General features: G+C 48.4%; 19 protein-coding genes. 13 read left to right on the top strand and 6 right to left on the bottom strand.

Annotation, left to right across the window (positions count from 1 at the left end; translation table 11 throughout):
* Positions 1-12 precede the first annotated feature (12 nt).
* Positions 13-792 carry a tRNA threonylcarbamoyladenosine dehydratase gene (locus DWX00_RS11710; protein WP_118595278.1) on the top strand — a complete coding sequence of 260 codons (780 nt, stop codon included), beginning with the start codon at positions 13-15 and terminating at the stop codon, positions 790-792.
* Between the two features lie 89 nt (positions 793-881).
* Here the strand turns inward: DWX00_RS11710 and DWX00_RS11705 are convergent, their stop codons facing one another.
* The 5 genes from DWX00_RS11705 to murC all read right to left on the bottom strand — a co-directional run bounded on the left by DWX00_RS11705 (position 882) and on the right by murC (position 8836).
* Positions 882-3314 carry a GH36-type glycosyl hydrolase domain-containing protein gene (locus DWX00_RS11705; RefSeq protein WP_118595277.1) on the bottom strand — a complete coding sequence of 811 codons (2433 nt, stop codon included), beginning with the start codon at positions 3312-3314 and terminating at the stop codon, positions 882-884.
* Between the two features lie 222 nt (positions 3315-3536).
* On the bottom strand, positions 3537-4727 hold the full coding sequence (locus DWX00_RS11700) for a ribose-phosphate pyrophosphokinase (RefSeq protein WP_022463223.1): 1191 nt from the start codon (positions 4725-4727) through the stop codon (positions 3537-3539).
* A complete protein-coding gene (locus DWX00_RS11695) occupies positions 4724-5722 on the bottom strand; it encodes an ATP-binding protein (RefSeq protein WP_055219220.1) in 999 nt (332 codons plus the stop codon). The genes DWX00_RS11700 and DWX00_RS11695 overlap by 4 nt, the downstream gene beginning before the upstream one ends.
* 21 nt (positions 5723-5743) lie before the next feature.
* Positions 5744-6907 (bottom strand): DnaD domain protein, encoded by a 1164-nt coding sequence (locus DWX00_RS11690; protein ID WP_117805049.1) that lies wholly within the window; start codon positions 6905-6907, stop codon positions 5744-5746.
* A gap of 537 nt (positions 6908-7444) precedes the next feature.
* Positions 7445-8836, bottom strand: coding sequence for a UDP-N-acetylmuramate--L-alanine ligase (gene murC / locus DWX00_RS11685; RefSeq protein ID WP_055219224.1), 1392 nt, complete (start codon positions 8834-8836; stop codon positions 7445-7447).
* A gap of 697 nt (positions 8837-9533) precedes the next feature.
* On the opposite strand from murC, the gene DWX00_RS11680 reads away from it, so the two are divergent.
* The 4 genes from DWX00_RS11680 to DWX00_RS11665 all read left to right on the top strand — a co-directional run bounded on the left by DWX00_RS11680 (position 9534) and on the right by DWX00_RS11665 (position 13690).
* Positions 9534-10805 (top strand): glucose-1-phosphate adenylyltransferase, encoded by a 1272-nt coding sequence (locus tag DWX00_RS11680; RefSeq protein WP_118595276.1) that lies wholly within the window; start codon positions 9534-9536, stop codon positions 10803-10805.
* A gap of 1 nt (position 10806) precedes the next feature.
* Positions 10807-11922 (top strand): glucose-1-phosphate adenylyltransferase subunit GlgD, encoded by a 1116-nt coding sequence (glgD, locus tag DWX00_RS11675; RefSeq protein WP_118595275.1) that lies wholly within the window; start codon positions 10807-10809, stop codon positions 11920-11922.
* Positions 11923-11950: 28 nt separating this feature from the next.
* Complete coding sequence (gene spoVG / locus DWX00_RS11670; RefSeq protein WP_118595274.1) at positions 11951-12241, top strand: septation regulator SpoVG; 291 nt, start codon at positions 11951-11953, stop codon at positions 12239-12241.
* 381 nt (positions 12242-12622) lie between these two features.
* Positions 12623-13690 carry a P1 family peptidase gene (locus DWX00_RS11665; protein ID WP_118595273.1) on the top strand — a complete coding sequence of 356 codons (1068 nt, stop codon included), beginning with the start codon at positions 12623-12625 and terminating at the stop codon, positions 13688-13690.
* A gap of 1 nt (position 13691) precedes the next feature.
* Here the strand turns inward: DWX00_RS11665 and DWX00_RS11660 are convergent, their stop codons facing one another.
* Positions 13692-15662 carry a sigma 54-interacting transcriptional regulator gene (locus DWX00_RS11660; protein ID WP_158578813.1) on the bottom strand — a complete coding sequence of 657 codons (1971 nt, stop codon included), beginning with the start codon at positions 15660-15662 and terminating at the stop codon, positions 13692-13694.
* A gap of 287 nt (positions 15663-15949) precedes the next feature.
* On the opposite strand from DWX00_RS11660, the gene DWX00_RS11655 reads away from it, so the two are divergent.
* The 8 genes from DWX00_RS11655 to DWX00_RS11620 all read left to right on the top strand — a co-directional run bounded on the left by DWX00_RS11655 (position 15950) and on the right by DWX00_RS11620 (position 24400).
* Positions 15950-17650: a glutathione ABC transporter substrate-binding protein gene (locus DWX00_RS11655; protein WP_118595271.1), complete on the top strand. Its 1701-nt coding sequence runs from the start codon at positions 15950-15952 to the stop codon at positions 17648-17650.
* 140 nt (positions 17651-17790) lie between these two features.
* Entirely contained in the window at positions 17791-18711 is a 921-nt protein-coding gene (locus DWX00_RS11650; protein ID WP_055219236.1) for an ABC transporter permease, read from the top strand.
* A 12-nt stretch (positions 18712-18723) separates the two neighbouring features.
* Positions 18724-19608, top strand: a complete 885-nt coding sequence (locus tag DWX00_RS11645; RefSeq protein ID WP_055265632.1) for an ABC transporter permease subunit — start codon at positions 18724-18726, stop codon at positions 19606-19608.
* Between the two features lie 15 nt (positions 19609-19623).
* Complete coding sequence (locus tag DWX00_RS11640; RefSeq protein ID WP_055219240.1) at positions 19624-20637, top strand: ABC transporter ATP-binding protein; 1014 nt, start codon at positions 19624-19626, stop codon at positions 20635-20637.
* Position 20638: 1 nt separating this feature from the next.
* Positions 20639-21631, top strand: a complete 993-nt coding sequence (locus DWX00_RS11635; protein ID WP_055219243.1) for an ABC transporter ATP-binding protein — start codon at positions 20639-20641, stop codon at positions 21629-21631.
* Positions 21628-22428, top strand: coding sequence for a M55 family metallopeptidase (locus tag DWX00_RS11630; protein ID WP_118595270.1), 801 nt, complete (start codon positions 21628-21630; stop codon positions 22426-22428). The genes DWX00_RS11635 and DWX00_RS11630 overlap by 4 nt, the downstream gene beginning before the upstream one ends.
* A 43-nt stretch (positions 22429-22471) precedes the next feature.
* Positions 22472-23563, top strand: coding sequence for a M42 family metallopeptidase (locus tag DWX00_RS11625; protein WP_118595269.1), 1092 nt, complete (start codon positions 22472-22474; stop codon positions 23561-23563).
* 96 nt (positions 23564-23659) lie between these two features.
* A complete protein-coding gene (locus DWX00_RS11620) occupies positions 23660-24400 on the top strand; it encodes a gamma-glutamyl-gamma-aminobutyrate hydrolase family protein (protein WP_055219249.1) in 741 nt (246 codons plus the stop codon).
* The last annotated feature ends 86 nt before the right edge of the window (positions 24401-24486 follow it).

Below are 24486 nucleotides of genomic sequence, written 5' to 3'. Positions count from 1 at the left end.
GAAGGAAAACAAATGGCATTGAATCAGTTTTCCAGAACACAGCTTCTGCTCGGACAGGAGAGCATGGATCTTCTGGCGGATGCAACCGTTGCTGTTTTCGGTATCGGCGGCGTGGGCGGCTATACCGTGGAGGCGCTGGCAAGAAGCGGTGTCGGCCATTTTGTGCTGGTAGACGATGATAAGGTCTGCCTCACCAACATCAACCGTCAGATTATTGCGACGAGAAGCAGTGTCGGAAAATATAAAGTAGACGTAATGAAAGAACGCATTCTGGATATCAATCCGAAAGCGGAGGTAGAGGTATACAAATGCTTCTATCTGCCGGAAAATGCGGACGATTTTGATTTTTCGAAGTATTCATACGTGGTGGATGCTGTCGATACCGTGACAGCGAAGATTGAGATTATCATGCGCGCCAAAGCGTGCAATGTGCCGGTCATCAGCTGCATGGGAGCCGGAAACAAGCTGGACCCGACGAAGTTCCGCGTGGCGGATATCTATAAAACGAACATGTGTCCGCTGGCAAAGGTCATGCGTCGTGAGATGAAAAAACGCGGCGTGAAGAAACTGAAAGTGGTTTATTCAGAGGAAAAATCCCTCCGTCCGCTTGAGGATATGAGCATCAGCTGCCGGACAAATTGTATCTGTCCTCCGGGAGCTGCAAGAAAATGCACGGAGCGGCGTGATATCCCGGGCAGCGTAGCGTTTGTGCCGTCCGTAGCAGGACTGATTCTGGCGGGAGAGGTCATCAAAGATCTTTCCGGTGTCAGAGAGAGACGGCAGCTGCAGTAAAAAATAAGAATAAAAGGGACGAGCCCCGAAAAAGCAGTTGTGCTTTCCGGGGCTCGCCTTGTGTTTATGGAAATTTGAAATTTGAAAAATTACATTACGGCAACAACATCATATTCGGTGCAGCCTTCGGTGAGCGGAATCAGATTTCCTTCTACTGCGGTTCCGTTTACCGTGAGGGAAGAAATACCTTTCTCCCTGTGCTCCGGATTCTTAAAGGTGATGTTATACCATGCACCGCGGAAGTATCTGCGGATCTTGAACTCTTCCATATTGGACGGAATACACGGATTTAAGGAAAGTCCGTCGTAATCCGGCTGAATGCCGAGGATGTACTGGGAAACATTGACAAAAGTCCATGCGGCAGTACCGGTCAGCCAGGAGTTCTTTGCCTCACCGAAATGAGCAGCGTCTTTTCCGGCGATCATCTGAGAGTAGACGTACGGCTCGGTGCGGTGGATCTCGCTGATGTCCTCAATGTAAGCCGGGCAGATCTTGCGGTACAGATCAAATGCGCGGTTTCCGTGGCCGACAACGGCTTCAGCGATGGAGATCCATGGGTTGTTGTGGCAGAAGATACCAGCATTCTCTTTGTATCCCGGCGGATAGGAGGAAACCTCACCAAGATTCAGGTAATATCTGGTGTAAGCCGGCTGCAGAAGAACAACGCCGTACTTGGTTTCCAGAATGTTCTGGACAGAAGTCAGGGCTTTTTCTGCCAGTCCTTCTTTGACACCGATTTCAGCAAGAACACAGAAGCCCTGCGGCTCGATGTAGATCTTACCTTCTTCACACTCATTGGAACCGACTTTTTCGCCTGCTGCATCATAAGCACGCAGGAACCATTCGCCGTCCCAGCCTGCATCAAGGACTGCCTGGTAAACTTTTTCGACTTCTTTTTCTGCGTAAACAGCTTCTTCCTCATTGCCTCTGCGGCGGCAGATGGCTGCGTACTCTTTGCCGTATTTCACGAACATAGCGGCGATGAAAATGGACTCAGCAACCGGTCCCTCGGAAGGTCCTGTCGTCTGGAACGGTTCGCCCGGCTCTGCAGAGAAGCAGTTCAGGTTCAGACAGTCATTCCAGTCTGCACGGCCGATGAGCGGCAGTTTGTGCGGTCCGAGATGGGTTACGGTAAAGTCGAAGGAACGTTTCAGGTGCTCCATCAGAGGCTGAGCCTTGGTGGAATCGTTGTCGAAATCAACCTGCTCGTCGAGAATAGAGAAATCTCCGGTCTCTTTGATATAGGCGGCACATCCGGCGATCAGCCAGAGCGGGTCATCGTTGAAGCCGCTTCCGATATCCATGTTTCCTTTTTTCGTCAGTGGCTGGTACTGATGGTATGCGCTTCCGTCTTCAAACTGGGTAGCGGCAATATCGAGCAGACGCTCTCTTGCGCGGTCCGGGATCAGATGAACGAAGCCGAGCAGATCCTGGCAGGAGTCACGGAAGCCCATGCCACGGCCGGTGCCGGACTCAAAGTAGGATGCGGAACGGGACATGTTGAAGGTAACCATACACTGATACTGGTTCCAGATGTTGACCATGCGTCCCAGTTTTTCATCTGCACAGGAGAGCGCATATTTTGCCAGCAGGCCTTCCCAGTAGGAAGCAAGCTCTGCAAGTGCTGCGTCAACCTGCTCGTCGGTCTGATAGTGGGAGAGCATCTCTTTTGCCGGCTTTTTGTTGATCACGCCAGGAGCTTCCCATTTGTCATCCGCTGCATTCTCACAGTAGCCGAGAACAAAGATAAAGGAGCGGGACTCGCCTGGTTTTAAGGTAACGTCGATGTGGTGGGAACCGATCACACCCCATCCGCTGGCGACGGTGTTGCCTGCAGTGCCGCGAAGAACCGTCTCCGGGCGGTCATTTCCGCGGTAAGCGCCAAGGAAAGCGTCGCGGTCGGTATCGTATCCGTCGATCGGGCAGTTGACTGCATAAACAGCGTAATGTCTGCGGCGCTCGCGGTACTCAGTTTTGTGGTAAATCTCAGAACCCTGGATCTCAACTTCGCCGATGCTGAAGTTTCTCTGGAAGTTGGTCATATCGTCCACGGCGTTCCAGAAGCAGAACTCTACAAAAGAAGTCAGAGCCAGTGTTTTTTCTTCGGTGCCGTTGTTGGTCAGCATGAGACGGTTTACTTCGCAGGAATCTGCCAGCGGAACAAAAGCGGTCAGTTCAGCGGCAACTAAGTTTTTGGAAGAAACAAAGCGGCTGTAGCCAAGGCCATGATGGCACTCGTAGGAATCGAGCGGCGTCTGGGTCGGCTGCCAGCCCGGGTTCCAGACGGTATCGCCGTCCTTGATGTAGTAGTAGCGTCCGTTCTGATCGAGCGGCGTATCGTTATAACGGTAACGGGTCAGACGCAGAAGTTTTGCGTCCTTGTAGAAGCTGTATCCGCCGCAGGTATTGGAAATCAGAGAAAAGAAGTTCTCAGATCCCAGATAGTTGATCCACGGAAGCGGAGTCTTCGGGCTTGTGATGACATACTCTTTTTTCGCATCATCAAAATGTCCAAATTGCATGTGTGATACCTCCTTCGTCGTACAATGTAATTTCATTATACAGCCGAAAAAAGAAAAAACTAGCAAGAATTTGCTAAAAATATAAAAAACGCCGAAACCGTTTTCGTGACAGTTTCGGCGTTTGTGGATATTCACGAATTGTTCCGCGATTCTGCAAACATTCGGAATCCGCTGGCGCTGCTTCCTCATGTTTGGCGGGTTCCAAATTCGAACCCTGGAATATCAGATCTTCTCGTGATTCTTAAATTTCTTAATAACTTTCTGAATACGATCCGCCGGATCCAGCAGTCCGCTGATGGAGGCGTCGTGATTCAGCTTGTCGATGATGAGAGCGATATATTTGCTCAGGTCGCAGCTGATGTAATATTCGCGGGAGAGAAGCTCCGGTGTCTGGTATACGACGTTGGTGGTCAGAACTTTTGTGAAGAGTCCTTCCTCATAAGCCTTGTCGAATTTCTCCAGTCCGCTGGTGAACAGTCCGAAGGTCGAGCACATGTAGATGTTGCGTGCCTCACGATCCTTTAAGAGTTTGGCAACTTCCAGCATACTCTCGCCGGAGGAGATCATATCGTCGATGATGATCATATCCTTACCTTTGACATCAGCACCGAGAAACTCATGGGCAACGATCGGGTTGCGTCCATCAATGATGGTAGAGTAGTCGCGGCGTTTGTAGAACATACCCATGTCAACACCGAGGTTGTTTGCCATGTAGATAGCACGGCCCATACCGCCCTCATCCGGGCTGATGACCATCAGATGATCCTTGTCGAGCTTCATATCCGGTGCATTGCGCAGGATGTTTTTGATGAACTGGTAAGCCGGCTGGATGGTTTCAAATCCATGCAGCGGAATCGCGTTCTGGACACGCGGGTCGTGAGCGTCGAAGGTGATGATGTTTTCTACGCCCATAGCAGTCAGCTCCTGCAGACCAAGTGCGCAGTCGAGAGACTCTCTTCCAGATCTCTTGTGCTGGCGGCTCTCATACAGGAATGGCATAATGACATTGATTCTGCGGGCTTTTCCACCGATGGCTGCGATGACACGCTTCAGATCCTGGAAGTGGTCGTCCGGAGACATGTGGTTGGTGTAGCCGCACAGAGAATAGGTCAGGCTGTAGTTGCAGACATCGAGCAGAATGTAGATATCGTCACCGCGGACAGATTCGTTGATGATACCCTTTGCCTCGCCTGAACCGAAACGCGGAACCTGAGACTGGATAATGTAGCTGTCACGCTCATATCCTTCATAGGCAGCGACATATTTTTCCGCAAATTCATTGCCGCGTCCCTTTCTCCAGCTGACCAGATAATCGTCGACCTTTTTTCCAAGTGCGGCGCTGCTGTTCAGCGGGATCAGTCCCAGTCTTCCGATTGGCAGTGTGTCAAAATGTCCTTCAGTTCCCTTACTCATGCTTTGGTTCCTCCCAAAAGTTTTTTCTGGATCCGAATATCGTTTCCAAAAAGTTTAATGATGGTGTAGTTACTTGAAATTCGTGAAAAGGTACGTTCCGAGTACGTCTCCATGAAGCGGTCAAGGGGCAGGTTCGTGGAGATGATCGTCGATTTCTTCCGCAGGATGCGTTCGTTGATGCAGAGAAAGAGCTGGGAAGAGACGAAGCTGTTGGTCAGTTCCGTACCTAAATCATCGATGATCAGAAGATCGCAGTCAAAGATATTGGCGTGAGCGTCTTTTGCTTCTTCTGAACTGGAAAAGGTGTAGCGTGCAAACAGGTCAAACAGATCAAATGCAGTAAAATAAATCACACAGAACGACTGCTCGATCAACTCGCGGGCAATACAGTGCGAAAGAAACGTTTTTCCGACACCGGTGTCGCCGTAAAAGAAGAGATTTTCAAACGACGAGCCGAAATTGCGGACGAACGCCTGGCTTTTTTCGAGCGCGGCAGCAGCGGCCTCGCGGGAAGTGAGCGGTGTTCCGGTACTGGTCAGGCTGTCCGAGTAGTAATCCAGGGAGAACTGGCTGAAATTTTCGGCTTTCAGAAGCTCCTCCACGTTGGACTGCCGGTACAGAAGATCGACGGCAGCTTTTTTGAAGCAGGCGCATTTCTGCGTGCCGTTGATGTAGCCGGTGTCGCGGCAGAGCGGGCAGTCATACGTCAGCTCGAGATAGTCTGCCGGGTAGCCGTGCATGGAAAGGAGCGCCGCGCGTTCCTGGGAACGGTCACGGATGGCAGCATTCAGGTCGAGATCCATGGAAGCGTCTCCGTTCAGCATCGCTTTTGCTTTCCGGACCGAGAGGGATGCAATCTCGGCGTCGATTTCCGCAAGGCGCGGAATCTTTTCATAAGCAATGCGGATGTGCTCCTGCTGTTCTCTCTGGTGGCGGAGCTGCCGTTCGTTGTACATACGCATAATCGCATCGTATTGCGGGTTTGTCAGTGCCATAGTTGTTTCGTCCTCCGGGCGTTATTTCAGAAGCTGTTCTTCTAACTTCTGGTAGTCGTATTCTCTCTGATGGAAATTGTTGAAGCGGTTACTTGAAGCAGCAGGAGCGGTTTTTCGTGCCGCATTTTGATCAGAAGCGGTTTTCTTCCTTTTCTGGTGCTCCGCATCGCGCTGTTCGACGTCTGCCATGGAGCGGACGCCCTGTTCCTTCCATTTGGAGAGAATGCCTTCCGCGTACTGGAAGCTCGGCTGGCCGATCTTGGAAACGGTGCGCTGACAGGCTTCCGTGATAAGATCAATCGTAAAACCGTAGGTATTCAGCCAGCGGTCCATCATCTCGGCTTCTTTTTCCACCGGTGCGCGGTTGCGGATGCCGAATGCTTTCAAAATTGTGTAGTAATGTTTGTTGAATGTCGTGGTCTCCTGTTTGGCAGAGGCAACATCGCGGATTCCGCTTTCCTGCCAGGCGAGTCCTACCTTTTTCAGGTAGTGGATGCTGGTGCTTCCCTTCGAAACACAGTATTCCACCAGGTATTCCAGAAGATCCGCGGAAAAGTGGAGATCATCATAGAAAAACATGATGCATTCGATTTCCGTCGGCGACAGAAGATGACCGAAATACGTCTGCGCAACGTAAAGAACGTGCTGCAGTTCTTCGCGGCTGCCGGGAGCGTGTTTTTTTTCTGCTGACTGTCCGGAAATACCGGAACTGGAAAGATCATCTGCCGGAGAAGAGGCAGATGGGGCAGAAACGGCCGGCTGTGATGATGGAGCCGGGGTCTGTTCCGTCTGCGGGATTTCAACGGATACAGCAGAAACAGCCGGTGCAGCCGCAATCGGGCCGGAAATCGAGGATTCCGGTGTTGGAAGGATTCCGCTTTCTTCCTTCCGTACAAGCGGCAGAAAGGCGATTCCGGTCGGAACGCTTTCCCCGGCGGTGTAGGAGAGCGAGAGGAGTCCCTGCTTCTCCCAGTATTTCAGCGCACGGACGATATCGTTTTCCGTGCAGGAAAAAAAATCTGCCATCGATGACAGAGTGGAATCCTGCTGATGATCCTTGACCAGCTTCAGCAGATAAAGGTACACTTTTACAAATTCTCCGTTGGCTGCGGGCATATATTGTTCCAGAAAAAGATCCGGCACAGCAGTCACACTGGCCAGGCAGTCATTGTTTAATGTCAGCATACTCAAAATTACACCATCCTGTTCTTATCGTGCGGCAGATTTTTACTTTTAGCGATCTGTTTTTTATTATACGTCTTGCCTTCTCATACACAATCAAGTATAACACAGTATTTTCGACAAGTGAATAGGTGTTTTGCGGAAAAAAACATTCCGGGAAAAAGGCACGGTGGATGAAAAAGGACTGTGGACAATGTGGATAATGTGGAGAAATCTGTTTTGTGAAATATTATCATCTACCAAAAATGTTGAAAAATGGAGGAAAACAGGGAAGTATAGGACTTTCTGGTGATATCGTTATGTAAACAAAGTTATACACAGGGAATCCACATTGTGTGGATCGTAAAAATGTGTATAAAATTGTGGACAATGTGGATAACTCTGAAAACAGGCGAAAATACAGGAAAATAGCTGTGAATAAAAATGTGCGTAACTATTTGGCGAAAAGACAGATTGTGTGGATTCGGAGTAAAAAAAGACCCTGCGGAAAAAGGAAAATTCCATATTTCCGCAGGGAGCAGGTGAAGCGAAAGAATGATTTTATTTTTCGGAAGCAAGAAGCTCCTCGCCGATTTTTACAACGTCTCCGGCGCCCATGGTGATCAGCATGTCGCCCTCGGCAAGATTTTCGTTCAGATAGTTTTCGATTTCCGCAAAGGATGGGAAATATTCGCAGGCAGTGCCGAGTTTTACAATGCGTTCCTGGATATCTTTGGAGGAGATGCCGAGCGTATCGGTTTCTCTGGCTGCGTAAATATCGGCGAGAACCACATGGTCTGCCAGGGAAAGAGCGGCAGCGAAATCATCGAGCAGCGCTTTCGTTCTGGTGTAGGTATGCGGCTGGAAGACGCACCACAGTGTTCTGTGCGCACAGTTTTCAGCGGCTTCCATCGTTGCACGGATTTCGGTTGGATGATGCGCATAATCGTCGATCACCTTTGCTCCGTGGTATGTACCCTTATACTGGAAACGGCGGTCGGTTCCGCGGAAGGTGGCAAAGCCTTCGTGGATGGCGTTTTCCGGCAGCTGCAGTTCATCGGCCAGTGCAATGGCAGCCAGGGCGTTGGAAACGTTGTGAAGTCCCGGAACCATCAGCGTATAGCGACCGCGCAGCTCGCCACGGCAGATGCAGTCGAAGGACGGGTGATCGAACTCATCGTAGGTGATGTTGGCAGCGGTATAATCAGCGACAGCCTGATTCTCCAGCGCGTAGGTGACAACCTTACAGCCAAGACCTTCGGTCACGTAATCGTATTTCGGCGTATCGGCATTGATAATCAGCATGCCGTCGGTCGGGAGCAGACGGGCAAACGCACGGAAAGAGTGGCGGATGTCGTCGATATCCTTGAAGAAATCGAGATGGTCTGCATCCATGTTGAGGATAATGCCGATTTTCGGAAAGAAGCTTAAGAAACTGTTGGTATACTCGCATGCCTCGGTCAGGAAGGTTTCGGAATGGCCGACACGGATATTTCCGCCGATGGACGGAAGAATACCGCCGACAGAAATAGTCGGATCGCAGTCAGCGGCCATCAGAATGTGGGAGAGCATAGAAGTTGTTGTCGTCTTTCCGTGTGTACCGGAAACGGCGATCGGTGTATCGTAGTTGCGCATGATCTGTCCGAGCAGCTCGGCACGGGTCAGCATCGGAACACCGGCAGCTTTTGCAGCGGCAAATTCCGGGTTGTCCGGATGGATGGCTGCGGTATAAACAACAAGGTCGGTTCCCGGAAGAATGTTTTCTGCCTTCTGACCGTAGAAAACCTGTGCGCCAAGAGAAGTCAGGTGGCGGGTCAGGTCACTTTCTTTTGCATCGGAACCGGAAATTGTAAAGCTTTCTTTTAAAAGAATCTCGGCAAGGCCGCTCATGCTGATGCCGCCGATGCCAATAAAATGTATATGGATTGGTTTACTGAAATCTACTTCGTACATGGTATCTCCTTCAATGTGTCTTTTCACTGAAAATGGGGAAATTTTCTCAATACATATTTTTCGATTAATATAGGAAAGAACAGAACGAAATGCAGCGCCGGTTCCCCGGAATCCGGCTGGAACTGTTCTGGCTAATAGTATACACGTATTTGCCGGAAAAGTAAAAGAAAAAAAGCGGATGAATTCGAAAATGAAATAAAAAACAATGGATAAGTATTATAAAACAGATCATATGCAAAAAGAAATATTGCAAACTAAAATGAACGAAATGTAACAAAAACTGGTAAAAATAAATGAATACGCTGTCGAAAATTGTAGAAAATCATGATACGATTTTTGACACAAATAAAATACATAGTCAAAATCAATAAAATATAAGATAAAATAAAAGAAAAATTATAAAAAATGTTCACAATGAGACGGAAGTGTGATATAATTTTAATTGTAGTTATCAAAGAAGTGCGTGGATATGAAAAACCAGAACCGACAGCATGGTGGCTGTTTCATACACAGGGAGGCAGGTGCTGTTTCGCTGCGTGCGAAAGTGATTCAGGTGTAAGCAGCCCCTTCTTGCAAGGCAAAGCCTGAAATGGGGGCAGTGAAGGTTACCGCTCGCGGAAAACCGGTGAACGGTAAGCGTAGAACCGTACATTCTTACAGTTACTGCAAATCTTTAGATACGACAAGAGGTGATTGCATGATTAAGAAAGAGATGATAGCAATGCTGCTGGCAGGCGGTCAGGGAAGCCGTCTCGGTGTGCTCACGGAGAAAGTGGCAAAACCGGCAGTAGCATTTGGCGGAAAGTATCGAATCATCGACTTCCCGCTCAGTAATTGTATCAATTCAGGAATTGATACGGTAGGCGTACTGACCCAGTATCAGCCGCTGCGGCTGAATACCCATATCGGAATCGGTATTCCGTGGGATCTCGATAAAAACGAAGGCGGTGTAACCGTTCTGCCGCCATACGAAAAAAGTACAAGCAGTGAATGGTATACAGGAACAGCAAATGCAATTTACCAGAACATGGCTTATATGGAAACATACAATCCAGAATATGTTCTGATTCTTTCCGGCGACCACATTTACAAAATGGATTACGAAGTGATGCTTGACTATCACAAAGCAAATCACGCAGATGTGACCATCGCATGTATGCCGGTACCGATCGAAGAAGCAAGCCGTTTCGGTGTCATGATCACAGACGGAAACGGAAGAATTACCGAATTTGAAGAAAAACCGGAGCACCCGAGAAGCAACCTCGCTTCTATGGGCATCTATATTTTCAGCTGGAAAGCATTAAAGGAATCTCTGACAGCCCTGAAGGATCAGCCGAGCTGTGACTTCGGAAAACATATTCTGCCGTACTGCCGCGACAACGGAAAACGTTTGTTTGCGTATGAGTTCAACGGCTACTGGAAAGATGTCGGAACGCTTGGCTCCTACTGGGAAGCAAATATGGAGCTGATCGATATTATTCCGGAATTCAATTTATATGAGGAGTTCTGGAAGATCTATACCAAAGGTGATATCATCCGTCCGCAGTATGTTTCCGGGGACGCTGTCATCGACCGCTGTATTATCGGCGAGGGCGCTGAAATCTACGGAGAGGTACATAATTCCGTCATCGGTGCGGATGTGCGCATTGAAAAGGGTGTTGTTGTAAGAGATTCTATTATTATGCGCCACAGCACAATCGGCGAGGGAACCCAGGTCAATAAGGCCATTATTGCAGAAAACGTACATGTCGGCAAACATGTTGTGATGGGCGTTGGCGAGGAAGCGCCGAACGTCTTAAAACCGAATATTTACGGATTCGGACTTGTGACCGTTGGAGAAAAGGCAGTCATTCCGGATGGCGTAACCATTGGAAAGAATGTCTGCATTTCCGGCGAAACTTCCCTTGAGGATTACCCGGATGGCACACTTCCGTCCGGCGGAGCAATTGTAGAAAAGGACGGTGAGTAATATGAGAGCATTGGGAATTATTCTTGCAGGCGGTAACAACAACAAAATGAGAGAGCTGTCCAATAAAAGAGCCGTTGCAGCTATGCCGGTCGCAGGCAGCTTCCGCAGCATCGATTTTGCGCTGTCAAGTATGGCAAACTCTCATATTCAGAAGGTGGCTGTCCTGACACAGTACAACGCCAGATCCTTAAACGAGCATTTGAGCTCATCCAAATGGTGGGATTTCGGAAGAAAACATGGCGGTCTGTTTGTATTTTCACCAACCGTTACATCAGATAACAGCTGGTGGTACCGTGGAACGGCAGACGCGATCAGTCAGAACCTGACTTGGCTGAAAAACAGCCATGAGCCGTACGTAGTCATTGCATCAGGAGATGGCGTATACAAACTGGATTTCAATAAGGTGCTGGAATATCATATTGCAAAACGTGCGGATGTTACCGTGGTATGCACGGATTCCAAGGAAGCAGACACCAGCCGCTTCGGCGTTCTGAAGATGAATGAGGACTGCCGCATCGAGGAGTTCGAGGAGAAACCGATGGTTTCGAACTCCAACGTGATTTCTACCGGCATTTATGTCATCCGCCGTCGCCAGCTGATCGAAATGATTGAGCGCAGCGCACAGGAAGACCGCTACGACTTTGTAAAGGATATTTTGATCCGTTACAAGAACCTGAAACGGATTTACGGATATAAAATCAATACCTACTGGAGCAACATTGCTACTGTGGATTCCTATTACAGAACCAATATGGATTTCCTGAAACCGGAGGTAAGAGATTACTTCTTCGGTCAGTATCCGGGCATCTACTCCAAGATCGACGATCTTCCGCCGGCAAAATACAATCCGGGCTGCGCAGTGAAAAATTCTCTTGTATCCAGCGGCTGTATCATCAACGGACAGGTTGAGAACTCTGTTTTGTTCAAGAAAGTATATGTTGGAAACAACTGTGTAATTAAAAATTCTATCATCTTAAATGATGTATATCTCGGAGACAACACTCACATTGAAAACTGTATTGTGGAGAGTAGGGACACCATCCGTGCAAACTCCTATCACTGTGGGGAGGACGGCATCAAAATTGTTGTCGAAAAAAACGAAAGATACGCCATCTGATTATGAGGTGAAAGGGGCATAAAAGTTTATGAACATTACAGACGTGAGAGTACGCAAGGTAACAAAAGAAGGAAAAATGAAGGCGGTTGTGTCTATCACAATCGATGACGAATTTGTTGTACATGATATCAAGGTGATTGAAGGAGAAAAAGGACTGTTTATCGCAATGCCGAGCCGTAAGGCTACGGACGGGGAGTACCGCGATATCGCACATCCGATCAACTCCGGAACCAGAGAAAAGATTCAGACCATTATCCTGAAACAGTACGAACAGGCGATGGCAGAAGCGGAAGTAGAGGAAGCTGCTGCAGAGGCCTGAGCAAAAAGGAAGAAAGAATGCCCCCGGGCGGAAAACGGAAGTGGTTACGTTTTCTGCCCGGGGGCGTTTTTGTCAGTAAAAATAAAGATGACGATATACAAAAGTATATCGCCATCTTTTTATGAGGGGGGAGATAGTGAGTGGTTTATCAACTATCCGAGCTTTATTATAAAAGGAATATGTGAGCAAAGTGTGTCCAAATTCTAAAAGAAATGGAAAAAATATAAAGAAAAGAAGAAAAATTGTGGGAAGAGGTATGGACAGAAGAGAGAAGAGAGCGTAAAGTGAGAGAAAAATGTATCTTCGGAGTCTTTTTTTGTGCCTGTATTTGCGCGAGCTGAAAAATTCCGGGAGTACATCAGAAAAAGAGGAGGAAACAGGATGAGACAGAAGAGAATCAGCGATTACGGATATCGGATCGGACATCATGAAAACGGACCGCGAAACAAAATTACGGATGTGCCCGGTGTGCGGGTAGGCCATGCGACGGTGGAAAGTGGAAATCAGCATACCGGAGTGACGGTGATTGTGCCGGGAGAAGGCAATCCGTTTCTGAAAAAGTACCTGGCGTCTGCCTATGTGCATAATGGTTTCGGGAAAACGTGCGGTCTTGTGCAGGTACAGGAGCTCGGAACTCTTGAAACGCCCATTGCCCTGACCAATACACTGAATGTCGGAAAAGTGGCGGATGCCATGATTTCATGGATGATACAGCAGACCCGAAAAGAAGGGGAAGGTGTTTTTTCCATCAATCCGGTTGTCGGAGAATGTAATGATTCGAGAATCAATGAGATTTGTAACCGGGTAGTGGGGGAAAAAGAGCTGTATCATGCACTGGAGCAGGCGGATACAGACTTTGCGGAAGGTGATATCGGTGCCGGAACAGGAACTATCTGCTATGGGCTGAAAGGGGGAATCGGATCAGCATCCCGCACGCTGGTGCTTGACGGAAAAACATATACCATTGGTGTTCTGGTACAGTCAAATTTCGGGGCAACCAGAGATTTGAAAATCAGTGGAAAACCGGCAGGAGAGAAGATTCTGGAGCGGATCCGGAAGGAAGAATGTGGAAGCAGCGCCGAAGACCGGGGATCGATTATGACGGTTCTGGCAACAGATCTTCCGGTATCGGAGCGGCAGCTGTACCGGATTATCCGCCGCTGTGGAGTCGGAATCGCCAGAACAGGAGCCTATACCGGCCATGGAAGCGGTGAAATCATGATCGGATTTACAACAGCAAACCGCGTAGACACAAAGAGTACATGTGAGGTGGAAGTGTGTGCCCGGATAAAAGAAGAAAAAATCAACGAGGCATTTGAAGCAGCGGCAGAGGCTGTGGAGGAAGCGATCCTGAACTCTATGGTAACCGCAAAGGAAAAAAGAGGCCTGGACGGAGCCAGATACCGCAGCCTTGCAGAATTTCTGGAAATACCGGGATTTCTGAAATAAATTATTTTTCCAGAACCATACGCCCCAGCTCGGAAATTTCACATCCGCCTTTTGTCCGGTGCACGATGAGATAACCGGCGGAAGAAAGCTCTCCGAGTACGGTGCGCAGAGCCGCTTCGGATACAAAGGTTTCTCCGTCGGCCAGTCCGTTTTTGATTGCCAGGCGGCCTGCTTTCGGATGCGTCGATACGAAAGAAAGAACCTGATATTGAAGGTCGGTGAGGGAAACGTCAGCCATCTGGCGGGAGCGGAGGTACGTTGGCAGATCGGAAAGCTGCAGCTTATGGCTGCTGTACCGGGTAAACAGGCTGCAGGACAGATTGTACAGCTCATGAATATTTCCGGGGTACGCATATTCCTTCAGAAAGCGCAGAAGCCCTTCCGAAAAGATCCGGTCGCAGGTCATATCGGTGTTGTGGAAAAACTGAAGCAGAAAGTAATTGAGAAGATCGGGAATATCCTCCCTGCGTCTGCGGAGCGGGACTGTCTGAAGCTCTGAAGCACTTAAAAGGTGAAAAAGTTCCCGCAGGAAGGTTCCTTTTTCTACTTTTTTGTAAAGGTTATCATCCGCAATAGCAATGATCCGCACATCGAAACGGCGGGTTTCCGGTGCGGAAAAGAAGTTACCATGAACATTGGTAAGAACATTGACCAGCAGATCCTGAATGGAAAGCGGAAAACGGTCCACCTGGGAAAGAACGAGTGTGCCATGGTTGGTTTCGGCAAGAAGCCGGAGCAGGGAGGCTTCGGTCAGATCATTTCCCGGAGAATGAAGAACGGAAAACGGATAATGATGGCGGCGCGAAAAATTGTGGATCGCACGTGCGAGTGTCCTGCGCTGTGTACCGCTTTCTCCCTGGATCAGAATCGGAAAATCAAAAAGTGCAAGATGTCTGGCCTGCGCCATCAGATTCTGGACGGAATCTGCGTGGGACAGGGAAAGGGAAAAGGTACGGGAGGAAGCGAAAAAAGTGCTTTCTTCCGTTTTTTCGTCTTTCGGTACCGACATTTCCGTGGATCTGCTCTCGGGAAGAAACGCAAGAAAAACAGGCTCTGTATCCGGAAAAACCATAGAGAGAACGCTTAACGTGATCTGTGTTTTCTGATCCGAAAGGAGAATGGTCCAGTCACCGTTGCGGTCGAAAGCAGTGTCCGCGTAGGCAGGCGGAAGACATTCCGAAAAAGGCTGTCCTTCAAAGTTGGAGGAGGGAAGCGAGAAGGCATGTGCAAATTTAGCGTTCATGAACTGAATGCGGCCATCCGCACCAAACAGACAGATGCCAATGGGAAGAGAGAACAGGATCACCTGCATGAGCTGTTCGGTCTGTACATAATTTGTATAGTAAGTTTCTGAGGTCTTGACGGTGTGAAGAATCTGGTTGACATAATTGCGCGATACACGGTTTACGGTCTGCAGAGGAATGTTGAAATATTCGCAGAGCTGTAAAATAGTGGAAATATCGATGATGCGGTTGCCGATATCCAGCACATTGGGAATGCGGGAAGGAACGAGCTGCGGCTCGCCGGCGGTGATGGCAAACTGAATGTCAGACTCGGTATCCTTGCATCCGGGATAAAACGGAACAAAGTCATATTGGGTGATGCCGCATTCCTCAAGCTGGGAAATGATAGCGAGCGTGGAATATTTATCATCGTTTACCAGATAGACACGTTCGTGCGGCGGAATCTGAATGATTTTATCCAGGAACATATGGTTGAAAACACGGTCGCAGGGGAGCTGCAAAATGGAGGAGCCAAGGGTAAGCGGAAAGGTTTCCATGGCGCGGACGGTTGGAAAAAGGACGCACTGGTATCCCCGGAAGAGAGAGGGGTCTGTGGCCTGCTCTCTTAAAAGGGTATTAAAGGTGAGATATTCACCGAGCACGGAGTGAAGATAAGACTGAAATTCGGAAAGCATTCGTTTCCGGGAAGAAATGATCAATACGTTGCCAAGCTTTTGTGTTCTGTTCATAAAGGGACCTCTTTTCCTGCTAAAAAGTGGTAATGGGTTAAAAATTAGGATAATTATATCATTTTTGACGAAAATAAACAACCTAAATGCAAAAAGACAAAAAAGAAAAGAAAAAATCAGGAAGAATGCTTTGACATAGTGACGCATTACATCTATAATACCGATTAAGCAAAGGGGCTGTAAAAAAAAGTAAGGCATCTTTGCTCTTTTTTATATCATGGTTTTGTTATCTGTGAAAAAAAGAACAAAGAAAAACAGCAGCATTTGCAGAAAAGGAGGAGACAACAATGAAAAAAAGACATGTAATGCGCGCTCTGGTTGCAGCAGCAACAGCACTGGCATTGACAGCATGCGGATCGACAGGCTCTTCTGACACAAGTAAGAGCACATCAACAGCATCTGCTGCATCGACCTCATCCGGTTCGGAAGCAGATACGGAGAATACCATCACGATCCCGGCAGGCGAGTCGGTATCCCAGGATTCAGATGTTACGGCAATGGTAGGTGTAGATTTTACCACCATGGATCCGATGGATACTTCCGATACACTTTCCGGTGGTGTACAGCGAATGATGATGGACGGTCTGTTTGGATTTGATGAGAATATGCAGATCATTCCGATGCTGGCAACCAGCTACGAAGCAAACGATGAAGCAACCGAGTATACGATCCATCTTCGTGAGGGCGTAAGCTTTACCGATGGAACTCCGTGGAATGCAGATGCCCTGATTGCAAACGTAAATAAATGGGCAGACAAGAGCCTTGGACTGAAACGTACTACATTCCTCTGCAATGTTCTGGATCATGCAGAGAAGATAGATGATTATACCGTTAAAATTTATTTATCACAGTCATTCGGTGCTTTCATCAGCAACCTGGCACATCCGGCTACGCTGATCATGAGCCCGAAACAGATTGAAGCAGGAGAAGATGCCTGTGCACAGGCACCGGTAGGAACCGGCCAGTACAAATTTGTTGAGTGGGTTGCCGGTGACCATATGAAGGTAGAGCTGAACAAAGACTGGTGGGGATATGACGCAGACGTCTGCGGCGGAACTGCTCTGGCAGATGCAGATGCAGGATTTAAGAGCATCACATTCAAACCGGTTGCAGAAAGTGCTACCCGTGTATCTGCAATTCAGGCAGGTGACGCACAGATTATGTGGTCTGTACCGACCGAAAGCGTTGACACCTTAAAAGGTGACAGCAACGTATTCGTTGGAATGGGCGACAGCATCGCCGTATGGTACTTCTTCATGAATACACAGAAAGCACCGTTCAACGATGTTAAGGTTCGTGAGGCAATGGCTTATGCAATCAACAAAGAGGCATATATCCAGGTCGTTATGAACGGTTACGGTTCTGTGGCAACTTCTATGGTAGGAGAAGAAGTACAGCACTACAAAGGAAATGATCCGTATTCCTACGATCCGGAAAAAGCAAAAGAGCTGTTAAAGGAAGCAGGATATCCGGATGGATTTACCACAACACTGATGTACAGCAACACGACAGCAAATCAGAAAAAAGCAGAGTTCTACAAACAGCAGCTTTCTGAGGTTGGTATTGATCTGGAATTGAACGGAATGGAAAATGCCGTTCTGAATGAAAAGGTTCAGGGAGCTGACTGCGCAGGAGCAGATGCCGAGGTTGACTGCTACTTAAGCGGATGGTCTACTTCCACCGGTGATGCTGACTGGGGACTTCGCCCGCTGCTGGCAACCGAGTCTGAGCCGCCGATGAGCTTCAATATCAGCTACTATGAGAATGAAAAAGTAGATCAGCTTCTCAAAGACGGTCTTGCAACTGCAGATGAAGACAAACGTGGTGAGATCTATGGAGAAGTACAGGATATCGTATGGAAGGATCTCCCGCTGCTCTGCATCGCAAGCGATAAAAACATCTGGGCAACCAGCAACAACATTACCGGAGTATATCTGTTAGGCGATGGAAGCATCGGCATGAGAAATGCCAGAATGGCAGCCGAATAACGGCAGACTGAAACAAGGATATGAAAAAGACCCCGGCGTCCTTCCGTCAAAAGAGGGCGTCGGTTTCTTACAAACAGGAAAGCAGGCAGTGATCCGTGGGATTGTACCTGTAGGATAAGCATGAAAGTAGGAGATACAATATGCCAAAATATATACTGAAGCGTATTGTGGGTACGATCCCCACACTGATTATTGTTGTTACATTTGTATTTTTCTTTGTCCGCCTGATTCCGGGAGATCCGGCGAGACTCGTTGCAGGAGAGCAGGCAACACAGGATGACGTAGAGGCAGTAAGAGAAGAGCTTGGCCTCAATAAATCCATTCCGACACAGTATGTTACCTATGTGACAGGACTTTTAAAAGGAAATCTCGGAACCTCCCTTCGCACAAAGCAGCCGGTTACAAAGGAGGTTGCGGGAAGATTCGGAAATACCGTTCGTCTGGCATTTGTCACATTGCTGTGGAGCTCGGTTGTTGGTGTGCTCTTTGGTGTGTGGTCCGGAACACACCGGGGAAAATGGCAGGATTATACCGGAATGACGATTGCGGTCTCAGGTATTTCGCTCCCCTCGTTCTGGATCGGCTTTCTGCTGATTATGCTGTTTGCGGTAAAACTGCGAATTCTGCCGACAACAAGCGGAACAAGCCTGAAAAGTCTGATTATGCCGTCGATCACGCTCGGCGTCGGAATTGCAGCCGTGATCGCACGATTTACAAGATCCTCCATTATTGAGGTTTTAAAAGAAGATTACGTCAGAACAGCAAGAGCAAAAGGAATCAAAGAAAAGGTTGTGATCTGGAAGCATGTTTTCCGCAACTCCATGATCTCCGTCGTGACGGTTGTGGGTCTGCAGTTCGGCTTTCTGCTGGGAGGTTCTGTTGTCACAGAAACGGTATTTGCCTATCCTGGCCTTGGCTCCCTTCTGATTGAATCGGTCAATTACAGAGATTATCCGGCAATCCAGTCCCTGATTCTGATCTTTTCGCTGCAGTTTATCGTCATCAACCTGATTGTCGATATCCTCTATGCGGTTCTGAATCCGGAAATTAAACTTCAGTAGGAGATGAGTGGAATGAAAGAAAAGAAAAAAGTACAGACCGAGAACCAGGAGAGAATTAAAACTCCGTTTTCTGAGATGGTTCGAAAATTTAAAAAACAGAAAAATGCAGTAGTTGCGCTTTGTTTTATCATTTTTCTCATTTTCCTTGCGTTTTTCGGAAGCAAAATTGTGCCGTACGGAATCAATGAGTATGATTACAATGCGATTCTGCAGGGACCAAGTATGAAGCACCTGTTTGGAACGGATGAGTTTGGACGGGATCTGTTTTCCCGTATCGTCTGTGGAACCCGGATTTCACTTGCAGTCGGATTCGGCGCTGTTACGGTCGGTGCAGTCTGTGGTACCATTCTCGGACTTCTGGCCGGATATTACGGCGGATGGATTGATTCTATTATTATGAGAATCTGCGATGTCCTGTTCGCTTTTCCGGGACTGATTCTTGCAATCGCCATCGTGGCAATCCTCGGAAGCGGCATGACAAACGTTGTGATTGCGGTCGCTGTCTTTTCTACACCGACCTTCGCACGACTTGTCCGAAGCAAAACGCTGAGCCTGAAAAATTCCGTCTTTGTCCTGGCGGCACGGAACATCGGTGTTTCCGATGCAAGAATTCTGTTTCACCATATTCTGCCGGGAGCCATTCCGGACATCATTGTACAGTATTCCATGTCGTTTGGATCTTCCATTCTGACAGCATCGAGCCTTTCCTTCCTGGGAATGGGCGCACAGCCGCCGACACCGGAATGGGGACTGCTTCTTTCCAACGGAAGAAACTATATGGCAAGTGCAATGTATGTGACGATTTTCCCGGGTCTTGCGATTTTCCTTACCGTACTGAGCTTTAACCTGTTAGGCGACGGACTTCGCGATGCACTCGATCCGAAACTTTCCGATTGATAAGGAGGAGCAGAAGTGGCTACTGATAACGTACTTGAGATAAAAAATTTACATACGTATTTCTATACCGATGGCGGCGTGATCAAAGCAGTAGACGGTGTCGATGTGGAGCTTCGACGCGGCGCAACGCTTGGCATCGTAGGTGAGTCGGGAAGTGGAAAGAGCGTGACATCCCTCTCTGTGATGGGATTACTGACCGGAACGAAAGGAAAAATTGCTGATGGCGAAATCCTGCTGGATGGCGATGACATTGTAAAGCTGACGAAGGAACAGCAGAGAAAGCTGCGCGGAAGCAAGATTTCCATGATTTTCCAGGAACCGATGACCAGTCTGAACCCGGTCATGAAGATTGGAGACCAGGTGGCAGAATGCGTTCTGCAGCACGAAAAAATATCAAAAAAAGAGGCACTGAAAAAGGCAGAGGACATGCTCCGGAAAACCGGTGTTCCGCGTGTGGAGCATATGATGAAGGAGTATCCGTTCCAGCTTTCCGGCGGCCAGAGACAGAGGGTCATGATTGCCATGGCACTTGTATGCAAGCCGGAAATCCTGATTGCGGATGAGCCGACGACTGCATTGGATGTAACGATTCAGGCACAGATACTGGATCTGATGAATCAGCTGAAAAAAGAGACAGGTACATCGATCCTGTTTATTACACATGATCTTGGTGTTGTCGCAGAGGTCTGCGATGATGTTGCCGTTATGTACTGCGGCCGCGTGGTAGAGCGCGGAGATGTAAAAACAATTTTCGCCAATCCGTCCCACCCGTATACGAAGGGACTGCTGGGATCGATTCCGAGACTGGGAGACGCCGGAAAAGAACTGAAGTCGATTCCGGGTAACGTTCCAAACCCGAAATATATGCCGAAAGGCTGCAAATTTGAGCCGCGATGTCCATACGCTTCGGAAAAATGCCGCGAGGAAGAACCGGGATTTTTCCAGATCGAAGAAGGCCATATCAGCAGATGCTGGCTCTGCGAAAGCGGACAGCTCAAAACAGATCACGTAGAGAAGGCAGGTGACTAGGATGTCAGATACATTACTTAGAGTAGAGGATTTGAAAATTTATTATCCGGTTGCCGGAAGCGGATTTGGGAAAAAGGAATTCGTCAAAGCGGTAGACGGAGTTACCTTTGAGGTGAAAAAAGGAGAGGTATTCGGAATTGTAGGCGAGTCCGGCTGCGGAAAATCCACGCTGGGAAGAGGCGTCTGCAAACTGGAAAATCTGACATCGGGCCATGTGTATCTGGATGGAGAAGATATTACAGAGTACAATGACCGGAGAATGCGTTCCATCCGGAAAAAGGTACAGATGGTTTTTCAGGATCCGTATGCGTCCCTGAATCCACGGATGTCCGTTTTTGACATCATTGCAGAGCCGCTGCTGGTGCATCATCTGTATCAGGATAAAGCGGATCTGGAAAAGAAAGTGCTGGATCTTTTGCACCGGGTAGGACTGGATGACTACCATGCAAACCGTTATCCACATGAATTTTCCGGCGGTCAGCGTCAGAGAATCGGAATTGCCCGTGCACTTGCGGTAGAACCGTCTCTGATCATCGCAGACGAACCGGTTTCGGCACTGGATGTGTCTATTCAGGCGCAGGTTCTGAATCTTTTAAATGAACTGAAGCATGACCTGGATCTGACCTATATTTTTGTTGCACATGACCTGAGCGTTGTGGAATACATCAGTGACCGTGTCGGCGTTATGTATCTCGGCAATTTCGTGGAGGTCGGAGAAAAAGAGAAAATTTACAGCAATCCGATGCATCCGTATACGCAGGCACTGCTTTCCGCAGTTCCGGTTCCGGATCCGACGGCAAAAAGAGAAAGAATTCTGCTTGAGGGAAGCATCCCATCCGCCCACAAGCCGCCGACAGGCTGCAAATTCCACACCAGATGTCCAAAATGCATGGAATGCTGTAAAACACAGGCGCCGGAGCGGTATGAAGTGGATGACGGACATTACGTATATTGTCATCTTTATGATAAAGAAAGAAGGGAACAGCAGAAATGAAGCTTTTTATCAGTGCAGACATCGAAGGATGTGCCGGGGTGGCACTGACCGATGAAACGCATAAGAAGGAAAGCGTATACCAGAGATTTGCAGAGGAGATGACCGAAGAGGTCGTTGCGGCATGCGAAGCAGCACATGAAGCGGGCGCGGATGAGATTGTCGTAAAGGACGGTCACGGAGATGCATCCAACATTGACCCGCTGAAAATGCCGGAGTATGTCACCCTGATCCGGGGAAAGAGTGGTCATCCGTATAATATGATGTATGGTATCGACGACAGCTATGACGGCGTACTGTATCTTGGATACCATGCACCGGCAGGAGATCCCAATTTTTCGATCAGCCACACATCGACAGGAAACAGCCTGTATATTCATCTGAATGGAAAAGTGATGAGTGAGTGCATGCTGAACAGCTATACAGCAGCATCACATCACGTACCGGTGCTGTTTCTTTCCGGAGATGAAGAGATCTGCCGTCAGGCCAAAGAACTGATTCCGGGCATTACGACAGTGGAAACGAAGCATGGTGTCGGTGCGGCAACGTGGTGCAAGGCGAAAGGAAAAGTGATCTCCGAAATCCGGGAAGGGGTAAAAAAGGCAGTTGCCGGACAGAAAAAAGAGTGTCAGGTGGCTCTTCCGGAGCACTTTACATATGAGGTAACCTATAAAGACTGGAAAAAAGCGTACACGATGTCGTTTTATCCGGGAATGCAGAAGGTAGATACCTTCACAAATAAGCTGGAGACAGATCGCTGGACGGATATTGTCACAGCACACTGCTTTGTTGTATATTAAGAATATAAATCTGATAGAAACCCAAAGAAAAGAGGATAAAACAATGGATATAGAAATGTTTGGTAAGCTTTCCGATGCATTTGGACCAAGTGGATTTGAGGAGGATGTCATCCGTACCATAGCAGATTACTGCAAAGAATTTGATGTAGAAAATGACGCAATGAATAACCTGTATGTGCGGATGCCGGGAACAAAGCAGGATTCCCGTCCGGTCATCCAGCTGGATGCCCATCTGGACGCATGCGGTTTCATGGTACAGAATATCCAGGACAACGGATGCCTTGGCATTATCATGCTTGGCGGCTTTCATCTGACCAGCCTTCCGGCACATACGGTATGGATCCGCACCAGATCCGGAAAAATGGTACATGGTATTATCTGCGCAAAACCGGTTCATTTCATGACAACAGCGGAACGCAACAGTCAGACTCTGGAAATTGAAAAAATGTATGTGGATGTCGGAGCAACCAGCCGCGAGGAGGTTGAAAATGTTTTCGGAATCCATATCGGTGATCCGATGATGCCGGATGTAACCTTTGAATACGATGCAGAGCATGAGATCTGCTTCGGAAAAGCATTTGACAACCGGGCCGGCTGCGCATGCATCGTAGATACGATGAAACAGCTGGAAAAGGAGCAGGCTTCTCTTGCGGTTAATGTTGTCGGCGCCTTTGCAGCGCAGGAGGAGGTCGGAACCCGAGGTGCTGTGGTAACAAGTCAGATTGTAAAACCGGACCTTGCCATTGTATTTGAGGGATCTCCTTCCGATGACTTTTTCATCAGCGCAGGACAGGCACAGGGCTGCATGAAGAAGGGTGTTCAGATTCGTATCCTGGACAACAGCTATATTTCCAATACGCAGTTTATTTCACTGGCCGAGGAAGTAGCAGAAAAATGCGGAATTAAATACCAAGAGAGCGTAAGAAGAGGCGGAAGCACAAACGCAGCAAAAATCAGCGTGACAGGAAAAGCAGTTCCGTGTCTGGTGCTTGGTGTTCCATCCCGCTATGCGCACAGCCATTACAATTTCTGCGCAAAAGAAGACCTGGAGGCAGCAAGCGCAATGGCAGCCAATGTCATTCGTGCTTTAGATGAGGAAAAGATCCGTCATATCTGCCATCAGGATGTACTGTAAAATATTCGATAACGAAAGAAAAAGCATGCCGGAAGCGGGTTCACAGGAAAGGTGAAGCCGTTTTCGGCATATCTGGTAAAAAAGGAGAGTTTACAAGTGAGAAAACCGATCATTGGAATCTTGGGAAATACGTATAAAACACAGCCGGGACTTTTTTCAAGTGCGGAGAGAATGTATGTCAACAGCGATTATATCGAATCAGTTCTGAACAACGGCGGAATTCCTATGGCAATTCCGGCAGTTGCCATGAAAGCGGATCCGGAAGGCATACTTGCTGTGTGCGACGGAATTCTGGTTCCCGGCGGAGAGGACTTAAATCCGTGGTATTATGGGGAAGAGCCAAAACCGCAGATCCAGACCATCCGCCCGGAGATCGACGAGGCATGGTTTGCACTTGGACGGGCAGCAAAAGAGATGGGAATGCCTATGCTTGGCATCTGCAAAGGAATTCAGTTTTTAAATGTCCTGTGCGGCGGTGATCTGTACCAGGATATCTATACACAGAAGGAAACTACAATTCTGCATCTGCAGTCCCTGGAGCGGTCGTATCTGCATCACCATGTAGAAATTAAAGAGGGAACCCATCTGGCAGAAATCCTTGGGGCGGGAACCCATGCGGTAAACTCCATGCATCATCAGGCAGTGCGTACGCCGGGAGAGGACATCGTGGTTTCAGCAACGGCGCCGGATGGAACCATCGAGGCGATAGAAAGCCGCAACGGACAGATTGTGGCCGTACAGTGGCATCCGGAAGGGCTGATCCACTCAGCGCCGGAGATGAACCGCCTTTTTGCGGATCTGGTAGAAAGAAGCAGCAGATACAGAGAGAAAAAGTAACGATTTGGAACCATGTAAAAGGAAAGAAAAACCGGGATGGGACTTTTGAACCGTTACGAAAAAATAAGAATGGATAAAGATGCGAT

This window comes from Blautia sp. AF17-9LB (assembly GCF_003479185.1).
In the GTDB taxonomy this organism is placed as follows: Bacteria; Bacillota; Clostridia; order Lachnospirales; family Lachnospiraceae; genus Fusicatenibacter; species Fusicatenibacter saccharivorans.
This window is presented reverse-complemented; position numbering and strand designations above follow the sequence as displayed.